Origin of the sequence: Tenacibaculum sp. FZY0031, from assembly GCF_036350695.1 — a bacterium.
Lineage (GTDB): Bacteria > Bacteroidota > Bacteroidia > Flavobacteriales > Flavobacteriaceae > Polaribacter.
On sequence record NZ_JAZDVY010000002.1, the window covers coordinates 377,265 to 395,934 of the forward strand.

The window sequence follows — 18,670 nt, forward strand, 5'->3', positions numbered from 1 at the left end:
AAATAAACAATCTGAATGAAAGAAAAACTAAGACTTGACTATGATGCTTTTTTAAGGTCTTTTAAGAGAAATATTGATGTACCTCATTCGATTTTGTTAGGTGCTGGTGCTTCTATTACTTCTGGTATCCAATCTGCTTACGATTGCATTTGGGAGTGGAAAAAAGACATATATCTTTCTAAAAATATAAATGCTTCTGACTATTATAAAAACTATAAGGATGATTCTGTACGGAAAAGTATTCAAAAATGGTTAGATAGCCAAGGAGAATATCCAGAATTAGACTCAATTGAAGAGTACTCTTTTTTTGCTGAAAGAGCATATCCCATAAGTGACGACAGAAGAAAATACTTTCAAAGCCTAATAGAAAACAAACAGCCTTACATTGGTTACAAGCTATTATGTCTGTTAGCTGAACATAACATAGTAAAATCAGTTTGGACAACTAATTTTGATGGACTAATTGTTCGTTCAGCTCATCAAAACGGTCTTACACCTATTGAAATTAATCTAGATAATGCTGATAGAATCTATAGAAATCAAAGCAACAAGGAACTTCTTGCAATTGCTCTTCACGGAGATTATAAATATAGTTCATTAAAAAACACAACAGATGAACTAGATACTCAAAATGAAATATTTGTTGAAACATTATCTAATTATCACATTGACAAAAACCTGATAGTTATTGGTTATAGCGGAAGAGATAAATCTTTAATGGACTCTTTAAAGAATGCGTTTACACGCAAAGGAACAGGTAGGTTATATTGGTGTGGTTATGGAGATCATATATCTGACGAAGTAGAAGATTTACTAACAACAATAAGTAATTCAGGAAGAGAAGCTCATTTTATAGCAACGGACGGTTTTGATAAAACCATAATACATTTAACAAAATCAGCATTTGAAGATAATACTTCACGTTCTAAAGCTATTCAAAATGCATTAGAAAGTTCAAAGAATGAAGAATATTTAAAAACGGACTTTTCTTTAAACTTCTCAAAAACGAGCAAATACATTAAGAGTAATTTACATCCTGTCGTTTTCCCTAAAGAAGTTTTTCAGTTCGAAATTGATTATAAAGAATCAAAACCTTGGCTTTTTTTAAAAGAAATATGTAAAACCAATAATATTTGTGCTGTTCCTTTCAAAAGAAAGGTATTTGCAATAGGCACTTTGACAGATATTTCAAATGCTTTCAAAGGTGTTTTAAAAAGCGATATAAAAAGAGAGCCTATTAGCAAATATGATGTTGAAAATGTAACAGCTTTTAAATCATTAATGCTTCAAGCTATTTTGAAACATTTTGCAATTGATGAAAGAATAGTAACAAATAATAAAAACAAAATTTGGCTCACTTCTAACCAAAGTGAATATCAAAAAATCAAAATTCATAAAGCCTTATTTCTTTCTTTTTATTTTGACAAAAATAAACATTTTGGATATCTCACATTTACACCAACTTTACATTTAACATCAGACCAAGAAATATCAAAAACCCAAAAATTAACAATAAGCAAATACAACCTAGAAAAATTATATAACCACAAGTACGATGAAATATTAGAAAGCTGGAACAAAATATTATTCAATAGACTCAGAATTAAATTTGAATACCCAAAGGGTTCTGGTAGTAGTTTCGAATTTCAAATATCTTCAAATACAGCTTTCGGAGAAATAGATGTTTTAGATCCTAAGTTTAAAGGTTATAGTCCAAGAGAATACGATAAACGACAGACACAATTTAAAGGAGTTCAATTTTTAGAACCACAACTTGTATTTAGAAATACTTCAAGTGATATGGATTTCAAAGATTATCATCCAATGAGAGGTTTAGTCAACAATCGCCCATTTGATGTTAATTTAAATGGAATCGTATTATCAAATGAAATCAATTTGTCTGTCATTTGTGGAGAAAAATATTCAAGAAAATTTTATGATTTTCTATCCAAACTACAAAACAAACATTCTACTGATAATATAAATCCTGATTACTTAATTGATTATCCTGGATTTTCATCCATTTATAATTTACCTATCAATATACCATACTTTGAGAGTGATGATAAATGGTTGAATATTGACTTCAAAGGAAAAAACGAGCTAGAAACACACGAGAACGCTATCAATCTTGCGAGACTAATAACATCCAAGATTGAACAAATTGCAAATACTCAAAGTCAAAGTACAATAATAATATTTATCCCAAGTGAGTGGCAAAATTTCGAAAGCTTTGTTAATAAAGAAGAAAGTTTCGACTTACACGATTACATAAAAGCATTTTCCGCTTCAAAAGGAATAGCTACACAACTTATAAGAGAAGAAACACTAGATGACAAGTTAACTTGTCAGATTTATTGGTGGTTATCGTTATCCTTTTATGTAAAATCACTTAGAACACCTTGGATTTTAAATAACCAAGAAAAAAGCACTGCCTATGCTGGAATTGGGTATAGTATATCAAAAATCAAAGAAAAGACAGAAATTGTAATTGGCTGTAGTCACATTTATGATTCCAATGGTCAAGGATTGAAATATAAATTATCCAAGATTGACAATTACATTCTCGACAAGCAAAACAATCCTTATTTATCATTTAAAGATGCCTTCCAATTCGGTGTGTCTATCAGAGAGTTATTTTATGAGTCTTTAAATAGATTACCCGAAAGAGTTGTTATTCATAAAAGAACAAGGTTTACAGAGGATGAAATAAATGGAATAAAGGCTAGTCTGAATAAGGCTGGAATTAAAAAAATTGACCTTGTTGAAATTAATTTTGAACCTGATGCTCGTTTCGTTGCAATGAATGTTTATAATAAAGAGTTACAAGTAGACAAATTTCCTATTTCTAGAGGTACTTGTATTGTTACAAATAAACATACTGCACTTTTGTGGACTCACGGAATTGTACCTTCAGTTCGTCAAACAAATTATAAATTTTATTTGGGTGGTCGAAGTATACCTGCACCAATTAAAATAACAAAGCATTATGGAGAATCAAATATTGATTTGATTTCTACAGAAATTTTAGGGTTAACAAAAATGAACTGGAATTCATTGGATTTATATTCAAAACTTCCATCAACAATTGATTCTTCAAATAAAATTGCACGAATTGGTAAACTGTTGTCTAGATTTGAAGGTAGGACATATGATTATAGACTATTCATTTAAAAAAGATCTACAGTATAAATAATAATTGTTAAAGTAATAAAACAAAGGCTAGTAGTAAACTATAGAATTAGCCTTCTAAAACCCAGTACTATTCATCCAAAAATTATTAATGCAACATCTTAAACAATAATTCTTTTAAAATATCGGCATGGGTTTGGTTGGCTCCTACTCCTTTGCTTTTTACATCAGCATCACGTAGTAAAGCGATAATCTGCGATACTTTTCGCATCGGGTAATTACGGGCTGCGTTTACGTAGTCGTCCACAAAATAAGGGTTTACTCCTAAGTTTTTAGCAACCGAGGCTTTCGATTTGTCTTTTAATCCATGGTATAGTAATAACTGTGTAAAGAAGCTATTTAGCTGGGAAATGGTCATTACCAACGGATTGTTTTTTAGATTTTAAGTTTTAATTCCCTTTCTTGCAAAAATTCAACACAACTACGTCCTAAATGCTATTTGGAAACGTTCTACTTGTCTTTAATCCTTTTTATGAATAAATTCACAAAAAAAACAATTACAGAACGTAACTACATTTAAAACAGACCGTTGCCTAACATTTAATTCAAATGACATATACAAATAAGCACTTTAGAATTAGCATCACCGTTTTTTTAGCGATAATTTTTACATCATTTACTACAAGTATAGATTTAGAAACAAAATCTCTGATTAATGATAAGGTTGAACTCAAAATTCCTTCTAATTTTAAATTAAACTCTAAAAAATTAGAGCAAAACAGTACATTTGAGGTTTACTTACAATTTAAAGACAGCCCTGATTTAAATAACTTGACAATTGGTTTATGGAACAAGAAAACACAGCGCTCTATAGATTCTTATAAATCGGCTTATGTTAAAACTTACAAAGACAAGTTTATTGATATTGATGATGATGGTGTATCAGTAATCAATGGTAACAAAATAGGCTATATTAAAGGAAATCTTGATAAGGTTTATTTTTTAAAGTTTTTTACCTATTTAGACGAAAGAATACTTGAGGTTACTTTCACTTGTAAATCCAAAGATTTGTTTCAATCAGCTTATGAAATCATGCATTCTTTAAAACTAAAACCTAATTTGAGTAAAAAAAGTTTAAAGAATACAAACTCAAGTACCTTAAGCAACGATTGCGCTGTTATTCTAACTAAAGCAACAAACTCCCTTGAAAAACAGGTTAAAGAAGCTTTATTAAAACACACTTTTGATCTTAACTATTCTGTTAAAAATGGCAAAAATACAGGATGGTATCGTCAAACCTTTTATGTAACAAACCTTGTTTTTAAACATGCCGGACATGATGTTCGTATAATTTATGATAAAAAAAATAATATTCCAGGATATTATTATGAATACAATATACGTGGTCGAAGAAGATCGATTACCCAAGTTGACAGTTTTAGTGTACTAGCCATTATAATTAATGACAATGCTAGAAGTAAATGCTATCCTGAATGTCGTCAAATTATAAGTGATCTAGATAAATTTAACAATGTAACGGTAAGAGAAACCAAAACCAACAGGGTTATATTAGATAAAAACACCATGTCTCACATCAGCTTAAGCTGTTTGTAATTATTCATCTATTTTATATACTATTATGTCTAGAGAATTTGATTCATTTATCATCGTTCCTGAATTTGCTGATAACACCATAAAAGATTACTATAAATATATCGGTTCAAATATAGAAGACAATCCAGAAATGGCTTTATTAAGGTTTAAAGGAATTATTGCGTCTTTTATTCATGATGCAACAGAAAAAGAAGAAAAAACAATCGCTTTTTTTGAAAGCCCCAACACTAATTTAAGACCTAGTTTTCAAAAAGTACTGAAATCAATTGATAAAGAGTTAATAATTAATACAAACGTTTTTTTAGATACTATTAGCATTCTACCAGAAGAAAATGAAGAATATCATTTAGCAAAAATCACTTTTACTACACATAATAAAAAAATATCAATTCACTCATATGGACCTAATGTCATTATAGTTAATAAATAACATACACCAACAATTTTTAACCGCAATTACGGCGGATTCGACTACCCTTCGACTTCGCTCAGGGCAGGCTAAATCCACTCGGAATTGCTAACGCCAGTGCTAAACCGAAAAATTTGCGTACTTTAATCCGTAACTGACGGTTATACGAACCGTAGGCAAATAGAGACCAGAATACTATTTAAACTGGGGAGTAACTGAAAATCCTAAAGAGTAAGGAAACTTTTAAAAAATCAAAAATGAAAAAATTATTTTATTTCTTATTTATATCAGTAATTATAGCTTCTTGTGGGACGAAAACTGATAGACTTGAATTTTCGAAATTTGAAATTAAAGACGAAAATGGAAAAACTGGAATTGCTGTAAGTGAAACCGGGATAATTAAAATCAATGGTGAAGATATTGGAAAAATTAATAGAGATGGAACATTAAAGGACAAAGAAGGAAAATTATTCGCAAAAATTACAGAACATAATGTTCTACAAGACAAAGATGGACAAAACCTTATAAAGATTGATAAAAATGGAACAATGGATAATGGTTCTGGAACATATATAAAATGGACAGATGAGGGAGAACTTTTAAAAGGAACTGAAAAAACTGGAATGATTATATCACCTGTAAATAAGAAGTCATTTCAATCTGCTTCAATAATTTTATTCTTATATCTGAATTTTAAATAAAATATCTGCCTATAACAATGGTTATAAGTAATTGTTTGTTCTTGCTTACTTACAAAAACCTTTGGAGGTTTTCAGCTTGGTGTGTACATACAAAGTTAACCGCTAAACCATGCAACTACTCATAGCCGAGACTGTTATATGCAAGCTGAATAAAACACAGAAATAAATATGAAAAAACTTTTAGGTTTACTGACAACTGTAATGATTATAGTGAGTTGTCTAACAGAAAAAAAGAGCTACAAAAACATTGTAACAACTGACATAGTTAACTTTTGGGAGGCTTATGACAAAATTACTTCTACCCAAGATTCTATTTTACAATACAAATATCTTGACAGTCTTTATCTGCAAAGAGGAACAGAAGGACTAAACGCTATAAGACAAGTTAGGAATTATACGCCAGAAGATTATATACGAGTAATAAATAGCTATCCAAAATTTTGGGAATCGATTCGAGAAAACACATTAAAAATAGACCAATTTAGTTCTGAATTACAAGATGGAATTGAAAAATTCAGAGAAATCTACCCTGAACTCAAATCTGCAAACATCTATTTTACAATTGGAGCATTTAGAACAGGTGGAACTACATTAGATAGTTTAGTGCTTATTGGTAGCGAATTAGCATTGACCGATAAAAGCTCAATTTCAACAGAATTTCCTGAAGAAGAGCGAGAAGATAGGCGGACATTTTTTGACAGCAATCCCATTGAAAACCTAATCTTATTGAACATTCACGAGTATGTTCATACACAACAAAAGCCAATGGTTCACAATTTACTTTCTTTAGCAATTTATGAGGGTGTTGCAGAATTTGTTTCTGTAAAAGCAATGGGTGTTCCTTCTGCTGCACCTGCTATTGAATATGGGAAGAAAAACGCAGATAAAGTGAGAGAAAAATTTGAAAAAGAAATGTTCTACCCAAATAATAGATTCAAATGGTTATGGGACAGTGGTTCGTCCAATGAATTTGGAGTACGAGATTTGGCATATTATATAGGGTATCAAATGGCAGAAAACTATTATGAAAAATCAGAAAATAAAAAAGAAGCCATTAAAAAACTAATTGAATTGGACTTTGAAAATGAAAGCGAAATAGAAGAGTTTGTTCAATCAACAGGATTTTTCTCGTCATCAATCGAAGAACTTTATCAAAAGTTTGATGATAAAAGACCAAGTGTAATTGGAATAAAGCAATTCAAGAACAACAGTAATAACGTTAGTTCTAGAATAAATCAAATCACAGTTGAATTTTCGGAACCTTTAAATGGCATCAACACAGGGCTAGATGTTGGTCCATTAGGAAAAGACTATTTACCCAAAATAAGCCCAAACAACAGAGTCTTTTCAGAAGACAATAAAACTTGGACAATAAATGTAGAATTAGAACCTAATAAGCATTATCAAATTCAATTAGAAAATAACTTTAGAACAAACGATTGGATTCCATTAAAACCGTTTTTGATTGAATTTAAAACAGGAAATAAATAAAAGCCTACACATAACAATGTATAAAAATAATAGCGGTTTAATCGTTAAAACGAAATGAAATTTATAAATCAAAAGACAGTAACAAGTCGAAAAGTAAGTGCATAATATCCGCTACTATTCTTATACCTTACCGTTAGCGGCAAGCTGAAAAAAGCACTGTAACAATTCTTAAAATAGGACAACTTTAATATGGACACTAATTCAAAAGAAATGAGATTGATAATATTTATTACAGTGTTATTACTATCAACAGTATCTTACGGACAGACATCCTTGAAAGAAATTGGACTTAAAGCAGGAAAATATAAAGTAGGCTTTAAACATTATACAGTTAACGATAGTACCAGAACTTATAGAATTCATAATGAGTTTAGCAACCAACTCATCAAAAGACCAATCCCTATAAGTATTTGGTATCCTGCCAAAATAAAGGATAGTAATTCTGAGCAATTAGCAGTTTTAAACTATTTAGAGATTTTAAAAGAAGAGGAAGAATGGAAAAATTTACCAAATTACTTTCTGTTGGATTGGTTTCCGTATTTATGGAACACGCCAGAAAATAAAGCTCATCTTTCAGAAAAAGTTGATGCTTTTTCAAATACAACTTTTTTGGACGGAAAATTTCCAGTTGTAGTTTATGCACCAAGTTACCAAGCTTCGTCAATTGAAAATTTTGCGTTATTTGAATATTTAGCAAGTAACGGTTTCGTAATAATATCAAGTCCTTCAAGAGGAACAGATACACGGTGGTTAGAAGGCGGAACTACAAAAGATATGGAAACACAATCTAGAGATGTAGAATTCCTTCTAAAAGAAATTCACAACTACGATCATATCGATTCGGAAAAAGTGGCATTAATGGGATTCAGTTTTGGTGGATTGGCGAATGCTATAACGATTATGAAACACGAAGAAATAAGTGCCATTGTAAGTTTGGATGGAACAGAAAGATACAATTATGCTGTTTTGGAAAAGTCACCTTATTTTAATTTAGATAAGTTTTCCATTCCATATATCCATTTTGCTCAAAAAGAGATTCCGAAAGAAATTCTAACCTCAGACAAAATACCTGAAGATTTGAACTACAAATTTCAATTATACGATTCTTTGGAGTATAGCAACATTTACAGATATAGATTTCACGACCTAACGCATTCTTATTTTAGTTCCTTTGGTGTCTTATTCGCTAACAGAGATAAAAGGCAAGACAAAAGTGATGATAAAATAATGGCTTCCTATAATTTGCTTTGTCAGCATACTTTGCAGTTCTTAAATGCAACATTAAAAAATGAGAAAAAGGCGATTGATTTCATCGAAAACAAACCTGTTGCAAACGAATTTTCCGATAGTTTGATTTCTAAAAAAACGAAAAAAGCTATTGAAAAAGACTTTAACTATCAAAATTTCAATGATTTAGCACTTAAACAAGACTATCAAGATTTAATCCCACTGTATAAGAAAACAATTGCCGAGCATCCAAATCTTGAGCTTCAAGAAGGAATGTTAAACACTTTAGGATTGTGGTTGTCTTTTAATCCCGCAAAGAAAGAGCAAGGATATAATGTCTTTTTATTGGCTTTACATCTTTACCCAGAATCAGCGAATTTATATGATAGTTTAGCAGAAGCTTACTATTATAATAAGGATTTTAAAAATGCTATTTCCAATTACAAAAAGTCTTTGGAATTAAATCCTGAAAACCAAAACGCAATTGACAGATTGAAACAAATGAATAAAGCGAGCAGGTAACAATGTATATAAAAAATAGGCGAAACAGTTGTAAAATCAAGCCTTTTGGCTTGTATCTAACTTTGTGCTTATCCGAAAGTTCAGAGCTTCAAAATCGCCTACTTTTCATATACTAACCGTTGGACATAATTAGAAATGAACGAGTCAAAAGAAACAAATACAATTTTAAAATAGATTTTAGATTCGCTGACTAAAAACAAAGTCCGTATCAGTACAAATGAATTGATTGAGGATAGCGATAAAATATTTAAGAAGTTTGAAAGAGAAGCAGAAGATACAACTAAAAAATACAGTCGCCTTTTGATCGAATACACGATAAGTTATTTAATTTTAATACTATGCTAATAGTAGCTTTTCTAGCATTAACCAAGGTTCCAACTCAACAACCCTCCTTAAATCTTTGGGTGTCCATTCTAGCGATTGCCAACTTGATTTATTTAATGTTTCTAGAATATTGCAAATGGAAATTTACAGACATGCTACAAAACGTATGGAGTGAGACTTGGATTTAAATAAAGAGGTGAAAAAATGTGGAGATATGATTGGTAGACAAAATTTAAGGACCCTTCCCTCAATTATAACCACTTCTGGTCTTTTTATTTTTTTGGCTGTTAAAATATTGACTTATTAAAGGTTTAAAAGTTCACTTATTGAAGTTTCCAGTCCATCCGCAATCTTCATCAAAGTCAATAACCTTGGATTAGTCTTTCCATTTTCAATCATATACAATTGAGTTCGACCAATCTCACATTCAAAAGCAAAAGATTTTTGGTCAATCCCCTTTTCTTCCCTTAATCGTTTGATTTTAGCACCTAGCTTTTGAAAATATTTTGACTCTTTCGTGTTCACTATACCGAATTTCGGTAAATTATTTATATCTTGTGTTCGTAATAACGAACATCGATTAAATGAGCCAATTTAGGAAACTTAAAATCTATCAAAAACACCAACCTCGTGAATGGAGATATATTACTGTTCCTGAAATTCGACTTGAAGGAAAATGGCTGAAAGAACTCGGTTTGAAATCGGAAAAGAAATTGAAATTAAACAACAAAAGAATAAACTGACCATTACTCTGACTGACAAAAAAGAAGAAAAATAACTACGTACAACTAAGGTATATCAATTACGGCTGAATTTCCTCGCCGGAAATTCAATCTTATTAATTATCTTTCCACAACATCGGAAAACGACTCACGTCCTTTTCCCACAAAAAATCACACACAAATACATTCTGTGTCACTCTGAAAAAATTCCCAAACGATAATGGATTATCAAACATACGAACCACATAATGACTTGAAATCACTTGTTAGTTGCTATTGGACTTTGGAAGTACCTAAACAATCTGAACCGCAAAAACAACGAATTGTACCTGATGGCTGTATTGAAATGGCTTTTATTCTCGGAGACGATATAAAACGGTACACTTTTGAAAATAAATTTATATTTCAACCTCGTGCGATGGTTCTCGGTCAAACAATTGACCCTTTTTATATTGAGCCGACAGGGTTTGTTAAAACATTCGCTGTCCGATTTTATCCTTACGGTTTTGCAAACTTTGTTTCCGAACCAATCAGCAATTTGGCAAATAAGGAAACCCCTATAAACCTACTATTTGAGGCAGAAAATGTAGATGATTTAGAGCAAAAGATAATTAAATCAGAAAATACGGAACAACGAATAAACATTGTCGAAAATTTTCTTTTAGGCAGGCTTAATAACGAAAAAACAATTGATAGAATTGTAAAAAACACGATTGATTCCCTTATATCTGCAAACGGTAGTACTTCAATAAACTCAATCCTCAAAGACGACCTGTCAAAGCGAAGACAGCTCGAAAGAAACTTCAAAAAGCAAATTGGAGTTAGTCCTAAACAATTGGGAAAGGTAATTCGATTACAAACCGCTTTAAAAATGCTACTGGACCAAAAGTCGAAAAACCTGACCGATATTGCTTATGAAAGCGAATATTTCGACCAAGCACATTTTATAAAGGACTTTAGGGAATTTACAGGAATAAACCCCAAAGAGTTTATCAATCACGAAAATTTAGCTCTTTCTGCCCTTTTTTACAAATAATTTCAGGTGTCGCATTTTTACAATTTCAAGCGACTTTCTACTGCTAATTTTGTTCCGTAAATAAAAAACGGAAAATGAAACATCCTTTATTCATCATAATTATTGCCTTAACCTTTGGCATACTATCCTGTAAAAACGAAAACACTTCTGCTTCCAAACCAAATCCGCCTAAAGAAATAACAATCAAAAACGATAAGAATATGAACAGTTTTATTTCAATATTTGAAATCCCAGCAACGAACATTTCAAGAGCCATCAACTTTTACAAAGAAATTTTAGGTGTAGAAATTGAAAAATTAGATTTCCCCGGAATGGAAATGGGCTTATTTCCCTACCAAGACCAAATGGTAACAGGAGTTATTGTGAAAGGAGAAGGTTCTGAACCTTCTGCTAGCGGAGTTACTATTTACCTGAATGGTGGAGATAATCTGCAAACTATTCTTGATAAAGTAGAAGCTAATGGTGGAAAAATAATTGTTCCTAAAACACCTCACGCTGATGAGAGTGGATTTTTTGCTATTTTCCACGACTCGGAGGGAAATAAAATCGGACTTCATTCGCCAAATTAAAAAAGAGCGAACGTACAACATTGTGCATAAGCAATAGCGGTTCAAGTTTGCACTTAAACCGCTTTTTGTGTTAAATTAAGTATACTGTGTACCAAAAGGTAGTTGCGTTTTATCTGCTACTACTCTTATACTTGACCGTTAATGCAACATCTTAAACAGTAATTCTTTTAAAATATCAGCATGGGTTTGGTTAGCTCCTACCCCTTTGCTTTTTACATCGGCATCGCGTAGTAAGGCAATAATTTGAGATACTTTTCGCATCGGGTAATTACGGGCTGCGTTTACGTAATCGTCCACAAAATACGGGTTTACCCCTAAGTTTTTAGCAACCGAAGCTTTCGATTTGTCTTTTAATCCGTGGTATAGTAATAACTGTGTAAAAAAGCTATTGAGTAAGGAAATGGTCATTACCAACGGATTGTTCTTTGGATTCTGCGCAAAATAATTGATGATTCGGTTCGCTTTTACCACCTCTCGCTGTCCTACTGCTTTACGCAGCTCAAAATTGTTAAAGTCCTTAGAAATCCCAATATTTTCTTCAATATGCTTATCGGTAATAATGGTTTCCGCAGGCAATACTGAGGTTAGTTTATCTAATTCGTTGCTAATCTTGCTTAGGTCAGTTCCTAAAAACTCTACCAACATTTGTGCAGCTTTCGGTTCGATGTTAAACTTTTTTCCGCCCAACACCTGACGAATCCAATCAGCTACTTGATTTTCGTATAATTTTTTACTCTCGTAAATGAGTCCGCTTTTGGCAATAGCTTTGTACGCTTTTTTCCGTTTATCAAGCTTTTTGTATTTGTAATTAAACACCAATACGGTACTCGGTTGAGGATTGGCTGCATACGACTCTATTTTATCGATCGTACGGCTTAAATCTTGGGCTTCTTTAACAATAATCACCTGTTTTTCTGCCATCATTGGAAAACGTTTTGCCGACGATACAATTTCCTCTATCGACACATCACGGCCGTACATGACAACTTGATTGAATCCTTTTTCAGATTCATCCAACACATTGCCTTCAATATAATCTGAAATTTTATCGATGTAATACGGTTCTTCTCCCATTAAAAAATAAATGGGTTTGATGTTACCTCCTTTGATATCGGATATAATCGTTTTAATTTCGTTCATATGTCTTTCTTCTGCCTTCTTTTGGTCTTGTTATTTAAAATGTTGTAGCTAAGTATTCATTCCTTAACAACACTCTTGGTGATTTCGACGGAGTGATTTTATGAGCGACAAGAAACCCTATGGTTCAGCGAAGCTAAATCTCAACAATAATGTTTCGTCATACTGAACAACGAAAAAATAACTTATAATTTTCTTACTTTTGGTTTATGCAAAAGCTCAACCTTCCTAGCTATACATTCAAGCTCAAAAGTAACGAAAATAAGACGCTTATTTTTGATAATTTGAGAAAAAAATACATGGTATTAACTCCCGAAGAATGGGTGCGTCAGCATGTTGTGCAATGGTTAATTCAAGAGAGAAACTATCCTGTTTCATTGATTGCTATTGAAAAACAATTGGTTATCAACAACCTTAAAAAACGTACCGATATTGTGGTTTTTGCTTCAGACGGACATCCGAATATTATTGTAGAATGTAAAGCACCACATATAAAAATTACCCAAGATACCTTTGATCAGATTGCGCGTTATAACTTAAAACTCAATGCCAATTACCTCATCGTAACTAACGGACTGCAACACTTTTTTTGTATGCTCGATAAAGAGAACGAAACTTATGTGTTTTTAAGAGATATTCCTCACTACCTATAAGTTTTATGAAAGCAGATTTTACCACTGAATTCATAAGCATTATTGAAAACGACACTTGGATGCTACACATTCTTGAAACCGTTCGTAACCTACACCTTCCCGATTGTTGGATTGGGGCTGGTTTTGTTAGAAACAAAATTTGGGATTACAAACACAATAATAAAAAAACTTCTTTAAACGATGTTGATATTATCTATTTTGATAAAAGCGACATTACTAAAGCTCGTGAATTAGCTCTTGAAGAACATCTCAAAGCTATCAATCCCTCTGTGAATTGGTCGGTAAAAAATCAAGCAAGAATGCATGTTCGTAATGGTCATTCACCTTATAAAAACTGTTACGAAGCTATTTCTTACTGGCCCGAAACAGCCACTGCAATTGCTATTCAGTTAAACTCTAATAATCAAATTGAACATATTGCTCCGTATGGTTTAGAAGATGCATTTAATCTTGTGGTTAAACCTACTCCAAATTTCGATTTAACAACATATCACAACAGAATCGCACGTAAAAAATGGGACGATACATGGAAGATGTTGGTCGTTGAAGAGTAAAGAGTACTCGCCTCATGAAACTCCTCCTCCTTTGCCGTTCGGAATGACAAAACTGTACCTCATTTCGAAAGAGGTTACAACTGAGAAACCTTAAACAGGTAAGTTATTCTCCTCATTTACTCCCTCTATTACACTCTCAATGACGCTAATTTCTTTAATGACTCTCAACATATATTTAAACACAAAAAATTATACACTTATAACATTTGTTTATCTTTTTTACTATCAAATTCTTAAATTCACACAACAAAACAACTTTATACCAAACTTTAAAAATTGATTTTATGAATAACTCTATTAAATTAAACTTTATAAACAGGTCTAATGATGCTAACAACAGTGATGTTGTGATTTTTCAAAAGAACGTTGCAAGCAGTTTTGATGAACGTCCTACTGCATGGAAAGTAATTAAAAATCCAAGTCACGGGGAAAGCCACCCTATTAATTACTCTACTAACTTTCAAGTTGCTGCTGCTGATTCTTACGGAAACTACACACCCAAATTAGCCGCTTATGATGGAAGTGCTTTTGAAATGGTTGAAAATGCTTCTGGACATGTTTTACAACTCTCTTCAATTTCCGCAGTAATGGATGGCGAAGTAGCAATACGAAACAACCTAACACGAAGCGCTATTGATGCTAATTGTTATAAAGATAGTAAGCTATTAGCTATAAAAACTAATCTTGCTCCAGGTCAAAAAGCTGTTTTTAAATTCAATCCTAAACTTTACATTGGTGTTGCTTCTAACATTGAAGAAGGAGAAATTCTTAATTCAGCTATTATTTCGGAAATAAATACAGAAATAAGTTTATTGAGAGTCATTAGTGCTGATATTGTAATGACTGGTGGTGGTTCTCAACCCTTTTGTTTTAGCTTGGAAAATGCAATATATGAACCTGAAAAATCAGAATAGGAGTTCCGCAGTTTACTGGAGTTTAACTTTGTTGAACCTTACTGTTTCTCCCCTACAGTCGGAATGACGGGAATACAAAACGTCATAGCGAGGAGGAGTAAAGACATGTCTACCTCTTTCAACTAAGAGATTGCTTCGTTCCTCTCGCAATGACCAAGCGCAATTATGATTTCGAACTGGAGCCTAACGGAAGGAAAAATCCTAAACATAAGAATTGCTCACCTTATGAGATTCCTCCTCGTACCTCGTACGGAATAACGAGACCTAGAATGATTCTTGCTTTTTTAACAGCATTTCATTTAGAAACTGTAAATTTGCCGTCTTGAAAACAGCAATCGTCATATTAAACTGGAATGGGAAAAAATTGCTTGAGCAGTTTTTACCTTCTGTCGTAAATTTTAGTTCTGAAGAAGCGGAAGTATATGTAGCAGACAATGCTTCTACAGATGATTCTATTGCATTAGTTAAGCAGCATTTTCCTACTGTAAAGATTGTACAAAACTCAGAAAATGGTGGGTATGCCAAAGGTTACAATGACGCCTTACAACATATTGATGCCGATGTATATTGTTTGGTAAATTCAGATATTGAGGTTACCAGCAACTGGTTAACTCCCGTTATTGATACTTTTAAAAAGGAACCCAACACTGCTATTATTCAACCTAAAATTTTAGATTTTAAAGATAAGTCTAAGTTTGAATATGCAGGTGCTGGTGGTGGTTTTATTGATGCGTATGGGTATCCGTATTGCCGCGGTCGATTGTTTAGTGACTTGGAAACAGATAACGGACAGTTTAACGATACTACCAAAATATTTTGGGCCTCTGGTGCTTGTTTTTTTATTCGCTCTGAAGTGTTTCATCAACTCAATGGTTTTGACGAGGATTTTTTTGCACATCAGGAAGAGATTGATTTGTGCTGGCGTGCTAACAATAATGGGCATACTATAAAATATGTAGGAACATCCACTGTATATCATGTTGGTGGTGCTACATTGGATACCTTGAACCCTAGAAAAACATTTTTAAATTTTAGGAATAGTTTACTCAACTTGGTTAAAAACTTACCTTCTACGAAATTGTTTCCAATCATTTTTTCTCGTTTGATCTTAGACGGATTGGCAAGCCTTAAGTTTTTATTGGAAGGAAAACCAAATCATTTGTTTGCTATTTTAAAAGCTCATTTTAGTTTTTACACACAGCTTTTTAAGTTCATAAAAAAGAGAAAAAAGACTCCCAAAAAATCAAATTACTACGAGCATAAATCTATTGTTTGGCAGTATTATGCCAAAGGAAGAAAAAAGTTTACCGAGTTACGTTAATTCTTGCTCGTCTTTATAGATGTAATAGAGTAAAAAGAAAACTGCTATTCCGCCAAAAATATGCCATAACCAATGCGTTCCCATAGGCAGTAACACTACTTTATTATCCAATGTCCTAAATAGTAACGCTATTCCAAATACCATTCCTCCATACATGATATACTTTACGTTTTTCCAATGTGTTTTGTAAGCATACCAAATTAACGGAGTTATCACTGCAAATGCGGTTACTACATACCCAAAAGAGGTTTTATATCCTGGAGGTATTGGTAAAAACCGTGGAAAAATAGCTCCTAAAAGTATAGCAATAACTATCGCTATTCGTTGCCACCCTTTCTTTTTAATTTTTCCTATGAAATAACTAATGGCTCCTAAACATACAACCATAATTGGAACCCAATCTAACAACAACCAAAACTCATGACTTCTTGTGCCGTGAAACATGGTACCTCCTATCCAACTGATAAATATCACAGGGATGGCAAACAAAAAAAATGGATGTTGCTCAGGCTTTTGATAAATTTTTCTTCCGAAGTAAATCAGTAATGCAATAAAAATTAAATTGCTAAAAGTATTGAAAGGTTCAACAGGCAATCTGCCTGCTATGGTTTCTTGATATATTGGTCCGCTGTCGTTAGGGAATCTATCCAGTAAAAACATATATCCTTTTTCTATTCTATACTAAGATAGGAATTGTGTTGTTAATTAATAAGTTGAGTTGAAGATTTCAACTCAACTTATTATTACAAAATATCTAAGCTTCCTTTTCCTTCACGAAGTACTTCTGGCTCATCGGTAGTTAAATCGATTACCGTAGAAGCATGGTTATCTCCGTACCCACCATCAACCACAACATCAACAACATTCTGCCATTTCTCAAAAATTAATTCTGGGTCAGTTGTATACTCTAATACTTCATCTTCATCGTGTATAGAAGTGGATACAATTGGATTTCCCAAGGCCACCACAATAGCTCTTGCTATGTTATTATCTGGCACACGAATACCAACAGTTTTACGTTTTTTATAGGCTTTTGGTAGCGAGTTACTACCCGGTAACACAAAAGTATACGGCCCCGGTAAAGCTCTTTTCAAAATTTTGTACGTCGCAGTATCAATTTGCTTTACGTAATCAGACAAATGACTTAAATCGTTGCAAACAAACGAGAAATTGGCTTTTTCAGGTTTTACACCTCTAATCTTAGCTACTTTTGCCAAAGCTTTGGCATTGGTTATATCACAACCTAAACCGTATACCGTATCGGTTGGATAAATAATCAACCCACCATTTTGTAAAACTTTTACAATTTTTTCAATCTCTTTAGGATTGGGGTTGTCGTTATACAATTTTATAAATTGCGCCATGGCTTAGTAATTATCAAAATCAAAATCGTCTAGACTCTCAAAGTTATCAAATTCATCGTCAATTTCATCTTCTAAATTTTTTGAAAGATCTTCTGCTTTAAATTCTTTTTCTGGGGCTTGTTCTGGGATCTCTCCTACAGATAACACCATTTTTGGTTCAGTTATAATTTCCTTTGATTGCTCTATCAACTCAACATAAAACGTCCACATTTGTAAGAAATCATACACATAAATTAGCTTATCGTGTTGTTGTAGTAACGTTTCATGCAAAATACATGTTGCCATTGAAATTCCTTCTCCTGCTTCAGACATATTAAACAGGGGAATTTCTTCTCCTTGATTCCAATCTTCATCGGTACGGTAAAAAGATGCCATTTCTTGTCCGTTAAAACCAAACGCTTTTGCGATAGCAAAATGTAGGTTCTCTAACGACGCTTTTTCGTTTATCAACAGAGTTCGTATTACATCTTCTTTCGTATCTAAAATTACACGTACTTTATACATTCTATCATTTTTTGTCAGTGCAAAAATACGTATTTTTGAGTGATAATTTTTAGTTACCATGAATAAGCAAGCATCTCTTACAGTCTTAAACAGTTACAACAAAAATACCTTGATGGAAACCTTAGCGATAACGTTTGTTGATGTAGGTGATGATTTTATTACTGCTACAATGCCTGTAACTCCTAAAGTACATCAACCTTACGGATTACTACATGGTGGTGCGACAGCCGCTCTGGCTGAATCGGTTGGCAGCTGTGCTTCTGCCTTCTTTTTAAAAGACTCTAATAAAATTATCAAAGGAATTGAGCTGAGCATCAACCATGTAAAAAGTAAGAAAGAAGGACATGTTTTTGCCACTGCAAAAGCAATTCATAAAGGTAGAACAACACATTTATGGGAAGTGAGAATTGTTGATGAAAACGACAATTTAATTTCGCTTTGTAAGATTACCAATATTGTTTTAGACAAACAATAGC

19 protein-coding genes and 1 pseudogene are annotated in these 18,670 nt (G+C 32.6%); 14 read left to right on the forward strand and 6 right to left on the reverse strand.

All coding sequences use genetic code 11. The features are described 5' to 3' along the window. Window positions 1-15: 15 nt before the first annotated feature. The gene (locus V1T75_RS04140; protein WP_330487300.1) at window positions 16-3,174 is read left to right on the forward strand and encodes an SIR2 family protein; all 3,159 of its coding nucleotides are present in this window, start codon (window positions 16-18) and stop codon (window positions 3,172-3,174) included. A gap of 106 nt (window positions 3,175-3,280) precedes the next feature. Here the strand turns inward: V1T75_RS04140 and V1T75_RS04145 are convergent. Continuing rightward, window positions 3,281-3,574, reverse strand: a pseudogene (locus V1T75_RS04145) (DNA polymerase III subunit delta); the annotation flags it as partial. 167 nt (window positions 3,575-3,741) lie between these two features. Here V1T75_RS04145 and V1T75_RS04150 point away from each other — a divergent pair. The 5 genes from V1T75_RS04150 (at window position 3,742) to V1T75_RS04170 (ending at window position 9,096) form a co-directional block, all read left to right on the forward strand. Then, the gene (locus V1T75_RS04150) at window positions 3,742-4,746 is read left to right on the forward strand and encodes a hypothetical protein (protein WP_330487301.1); all 1,005 of its coding nucleotides are present in this window, start codon (window positions 3,742-3,744) and stop codon (window positions 4,744-4,746) included. Window positions 4,747-4,771: 25 nt separating this feature from the next. After that, window positions 4,772-5,176: a hypothetical protein gene (locus tag V1T75_RS04155; protein WP_330487302.1), complete on the forward strand. Its 405-nt coding sequence runs from the start codon at window positions 4,772-4,774 to the stop codon at window positions 5,174-5,176. A 236-nt stretch (window positions 5,177-5,412) separates the two neighbouring features. Next, entirely contained in the window at window positions 5,413-5,856 is a 444-nt protein-coding gene (locus V1T75_RS04160) for a hypothetical protein (RefSeq protein WP_330487303.1), read from the forward strand. 168 nt (window positions 5,857-6,024) lie between these two features. Then, complete coding sequence (locus V1T75_RS04165; RefSeq protein WP_330487304.1) at window positions 6,025-7,347, forward strand: Ig-like domain-containing protein; 1,323 nt, start codon at window positions 6,025-6,027, stop codon at window positions 7,345-7,347. Between the two features lie 189 nt (window positions 7,348-7,536). Beyond that, window positions 7,537-9,096, forward strand: coding sequence for a prolyl oligopeptidase family serine peptidase (locus V1T75_RS04170; protein WP_330487305.1), 1,560 nt, complete (start codon window positions 7,537-7,539; stop codon window positions 9,094-9,096). 627 nt (window positions 9,097-9,723) lie between these two features. Here V1T75_RS04170 and V1T75_RS04175 read toward each other — a convergent pair. After that, window positions 9,724-9,945 carry a helix-turn-helix domain-containing protein gene (locus V1T75_RS04175; RefSeq protein ID WP_330487306.1) on the reverse strand — a complete coding sequence of 74 codons (222 nt, stop codon included), beginning with the start codon at window positions 9,943-9,945 and terminating at the stop codon, window positions 9,724-9,726. A gap of 59 nt (window positions 9,946-10,004) precedes the next feature. Here V1T75_RS04175 and V1T75_RS04180 point away from each other — a divergent pair, with 59 nt between their 5' ends. From V1T75_RS04180 to V1T75_RS04190, 3 genes are all read left to right on the forward strand, one after another. Beyond that, on the forward strand, window positions 10,005-10,163 hold the full coding sequence (locus tag V1T75_RS04180) for a SymE family type I addiction module toxin (RefSeq protein WP_330487307.1): 159 nt from the start codon (window positions 10,005-10,007) through the stop codon (window positions 10,161-10,163). A 199-nt stretch (window positions 10,164-10,362) separates the two neighbouring features. Further along, window positions 10,363-11,178: an AraC family transcriptional regulator gene (locus V1T75_RS04185; RefSeq protein ID WP_330487308.1), complete on the forward strand. Its 816-nt coding sequence runs from the start codon at window positions 10,363-10,365 to the stop codon at window positions 11,176-11,178. 74 nt (window positions 11,179-11,252) lie between these two features. Further along, window positions 11,253-11,747, forward strand: a complete 495-nt coding sequence (locus V1T75_RS04190) for a VOC family protein (protein WP_330487309.1) — start codon at window positions 11,253-11,255, stop codon at window positions 11,745-11,747. Between the two features lie 138 nt (window positions 11,748-11,885). On the opposite strand, the gene holA is transcribed toward V1T75_RS04190, so the two are convergent. Next, window positions 11,886-12,887 carry a DNA polymerase III subunit delta gene (gene holA, locus V1T75_RS04195; protein ID WP_330487310.1) on the reverse strand — a complete coding sequence of 334 codons (1,002 nt, stop codon included), beginning with the start codon at window positions 12,885-12,887 and terminating at the stop codon, window positions 11,886-11,888. Window positions 12,888-13,093: 206 nt separating this feature from the next. On the opposite strand from holA, the gene V1T75_RS04200 reads away from it, so the two are divergent. The 4 genes from V1T75_RS04200 to V1T75_RS04215 all read left to right on the forward strand — a co-directional run bounded on the left by V1T75_RS04200 (window position 13,094) and on the right by V1T75_RS04215 (window position 16,326). Beyond that, entirely contained in the window at window positions 13,094-13,537 is a 444-nt protein-coding gene (locus V1T75_RS04200; protein WP_330487311.1) for a type I restriction enzyme HsdR N-terminal domain-containing protein, read from the forward strand. 5 nt (window positions 13,538-13,542) lie between these two features. Continuing rightward, window positions 13,543-14,091 (forward strand): nucleotidyltransferase family protein, encoded by a 549-nt coding sequence (locus V1T75_RS04205; protein ID WP_330487312.1) that lies wholly within the window; start codon window positions 13,543-13,545, stop codon window positions 14,089-14,091. A 284-nt stretch (window positions 14,092-14,375) separates the two neighbouring features. Then, window positions 14,376-15,005, forward strand: coding sequence for a hypothetical protein (locus tag V1T75_RS04210; RefSeq protein ID WP_330487313.1), 630 nt, complete (start codon window positions 14,376-14,378; stop codon window positions 15,003-15,005). A gap of 322 nt (window positions 15,006-15,327) precedes the next feature. Then, window positions 15,328-16,326 carry a glycosyltransferase family 2 protein gene (locus V1T75_RS04215; RefSeq protein ID WP_330487314.1) on the forward strand — a complete coding sequence of 333 codons (999 nt, stop codon included), beginning with the start codon at window positions 15,328-15,330 and terminating at the stop codon, window positions 16,324-16,326. Here the strand turns inward: V1T75_RS04215 and V1T75_RS04220 are convergent. The 3 genes from V1T75_RS04220 to V1T75_RS04230 all read right to left on the reverse strand — a co-directional run bounded on the left by V1T75_RS04220 (window position 16,318) and on the right by V1T75_RS04230 (window position 18,194). Next, window positions 16,318-16,986 carry a ceramidase domain-containing protein gene (locus V1T75_RS04220; RefSeq protein ID WP_330487315.1) on the reverse strand — a complete coding sequence of 223 codons (669 nt, stop codon included), beginning with the start codon at window positions 16,984-16,986 and terminating at the stop codon, window positions 16,318-16,320. The genes V1T75_RS04215 and V1T75_RS04220 overlap by 9 nt on opposite strands. 83 nt (window positions 16,987-17,069) lie before the next feature. Continuing rightward, window positions 17,070-17,690, reverse strand: coding sequence for an L-threonylcarbamoyladenylate synthase (locus tag V1T75_RS04225; RefSeq protein ID WP_330487316.1), 621 nt, complete (start codon window positions 17,688-17,690; stop codon window positions 17,070-17,072). Between the two features lie 3 nt (window positions 17,691-17,693). Continuing rightward, on the reverse strand, window positions 17,694-18,194 hold the full coding sequence (locus V1T75_RS04230) for an IS1096 element passenger TnpR family protein (protein ID WP_330487317.1): 501 nt from the start codon (window positions 18,192-18,194) through the stop codon (window positions 17,694-17,696). Between the two features lie 58 nt (window positions 18,195-18,252). Here V1T75_RS04230 and V1T75_RS04235 point away from each other — a divergent pair, with 58 nt between their 5' ends. Further along, complete coding sequence (locus V1T75_RS04235) at window positions 18,253-18,669, forward strand: PaaI family thioesterase (RefSeq protein WP_330487318.1); 417 nt, start codon at window positions 18,253-18,255, stop codon at window positions 18,667-18,669. The last annotated feature ends 1 nt before the right edge of the window (window position 18,670 follow it).

Excerpts from the sequence above, each read along its gene's own strand:
- V1T75_RS04140 (WP_330487300.1), top strand. The coding sequence starts at position 16 with ATGAAAGAAAAACTAAGACTTGACTATGATGCTTTTTTAAGGTCTTTT.
- V1T75_RS04150 (WP_330487301.1), top strand. The coding sequence starts at position 3,742 with ATGACATATACAAATAAGCACTTTAGAATTAGCATCACCGTTTTTTTA.
- V1T75_RS04155 (WP_330487302.1), top strand. The coding sequence starts at position 4,772 with ATGTCTAGAGAATTTGATTCATTTATCATCGTTCCTGAATTTGCTGAT.
- V1T75_RS04160 (WP_330487303.1), top strand. The coding sequence starts at position 5,413 with ATGAAAAAATTATTTTATTTCTTATTTATATCAGTAATTATAGCTTCT.
- V1T75_RS04165 (WP_330487304.1), top strand. The coding sequence starts at position 6,025 with ATGAAAAAACTTTTAGGTTTACTGACAACTGTAATGATTATAGTGAGT.
- V1T75_RS04170 (WP_330487305.1), top strand. The coding sequence starts at position 7,537 with ATGGACACTAATTCAAAAGAAATGAGATTGATAATATTTATTACAGTG.
- V1T75_RS04180 (WP_330487307.1), top strand. The coding sequence starts at position 10,005 with ATGAGCCAATTTAGGAAACTTAAAATCTATCAAAAACACCAACCTCGT.
- V1T75_RS04185 (WP_330487308.1), top strand. The coding sequence starts at position 10,363 with ATGGATTATCAAACATACGAACCACATAATGACTTGAAATCACTTGTT.
- V1T75_RS04190 (WP_330487309.1), top strand. The coding sequence starts at position 11,253 with ATGAAACATCCTTTATTCATCATAATTATTGCCTTAACCTTTGGCATA.
- holA (WP_330487310.1), bottom strand. The coding sequence starts at position 12,887 with ATGAACGAAATTAAAACGATTATATCCGATATCAAAGGAGGTAACATC.
- V1T75_RS04200 (WP_330487311.1), top strand. The coding sequence starts at position 13,094 with ATGCAAAAGCTCAACCTTCCTAGCTATACATTCAAGCTCAAAAGTAAC.
- V1T75_RS04205 (WP_330487312.1), top strand. The coding sequence starts at position 13,543 with ATGAAAGCAGATTTTACCACTGAATTCATAAGCATTATTGAAAACGAC.
- V1T75_RS04210 (WP_330487313.1), top strand. The coding sequence starts at position 14,376 with ATGAATAACTCTATTAAATTAAACTTTATAAACAGGTCTAATGATGCT.
- V1T75_RS04220 (WP_330487315.1), bottom strand. The coding sequence starts at position 16,986 with ATGTTTTTACTGGATAGATTCCCTAACGACAGCGGACCAATATATCAA.
- V1T75_RS04225 (WP_330487316.1), bottom strand. The coding sequence starts at position 17,690 with ATGGCGCAATTTATAAAATTGTATAACGACAACCCCAATCCTAAAGAG.
- V1T75_RS04230 (WP_330487317.1), bottom strand. The coding sequence starts at position 18,194 with ATGTATAAAGTACGTGTAATTTTAGATACGAAAGAAGATGTAATACGA.
- V1T75_RS04235 (WP_330487318.1), top strand. The coding sequence starts at position 18,253 with ATGAATAAGCAAGCATCTCTTACAGTCTTAAACAGTTACAACAAAAAT.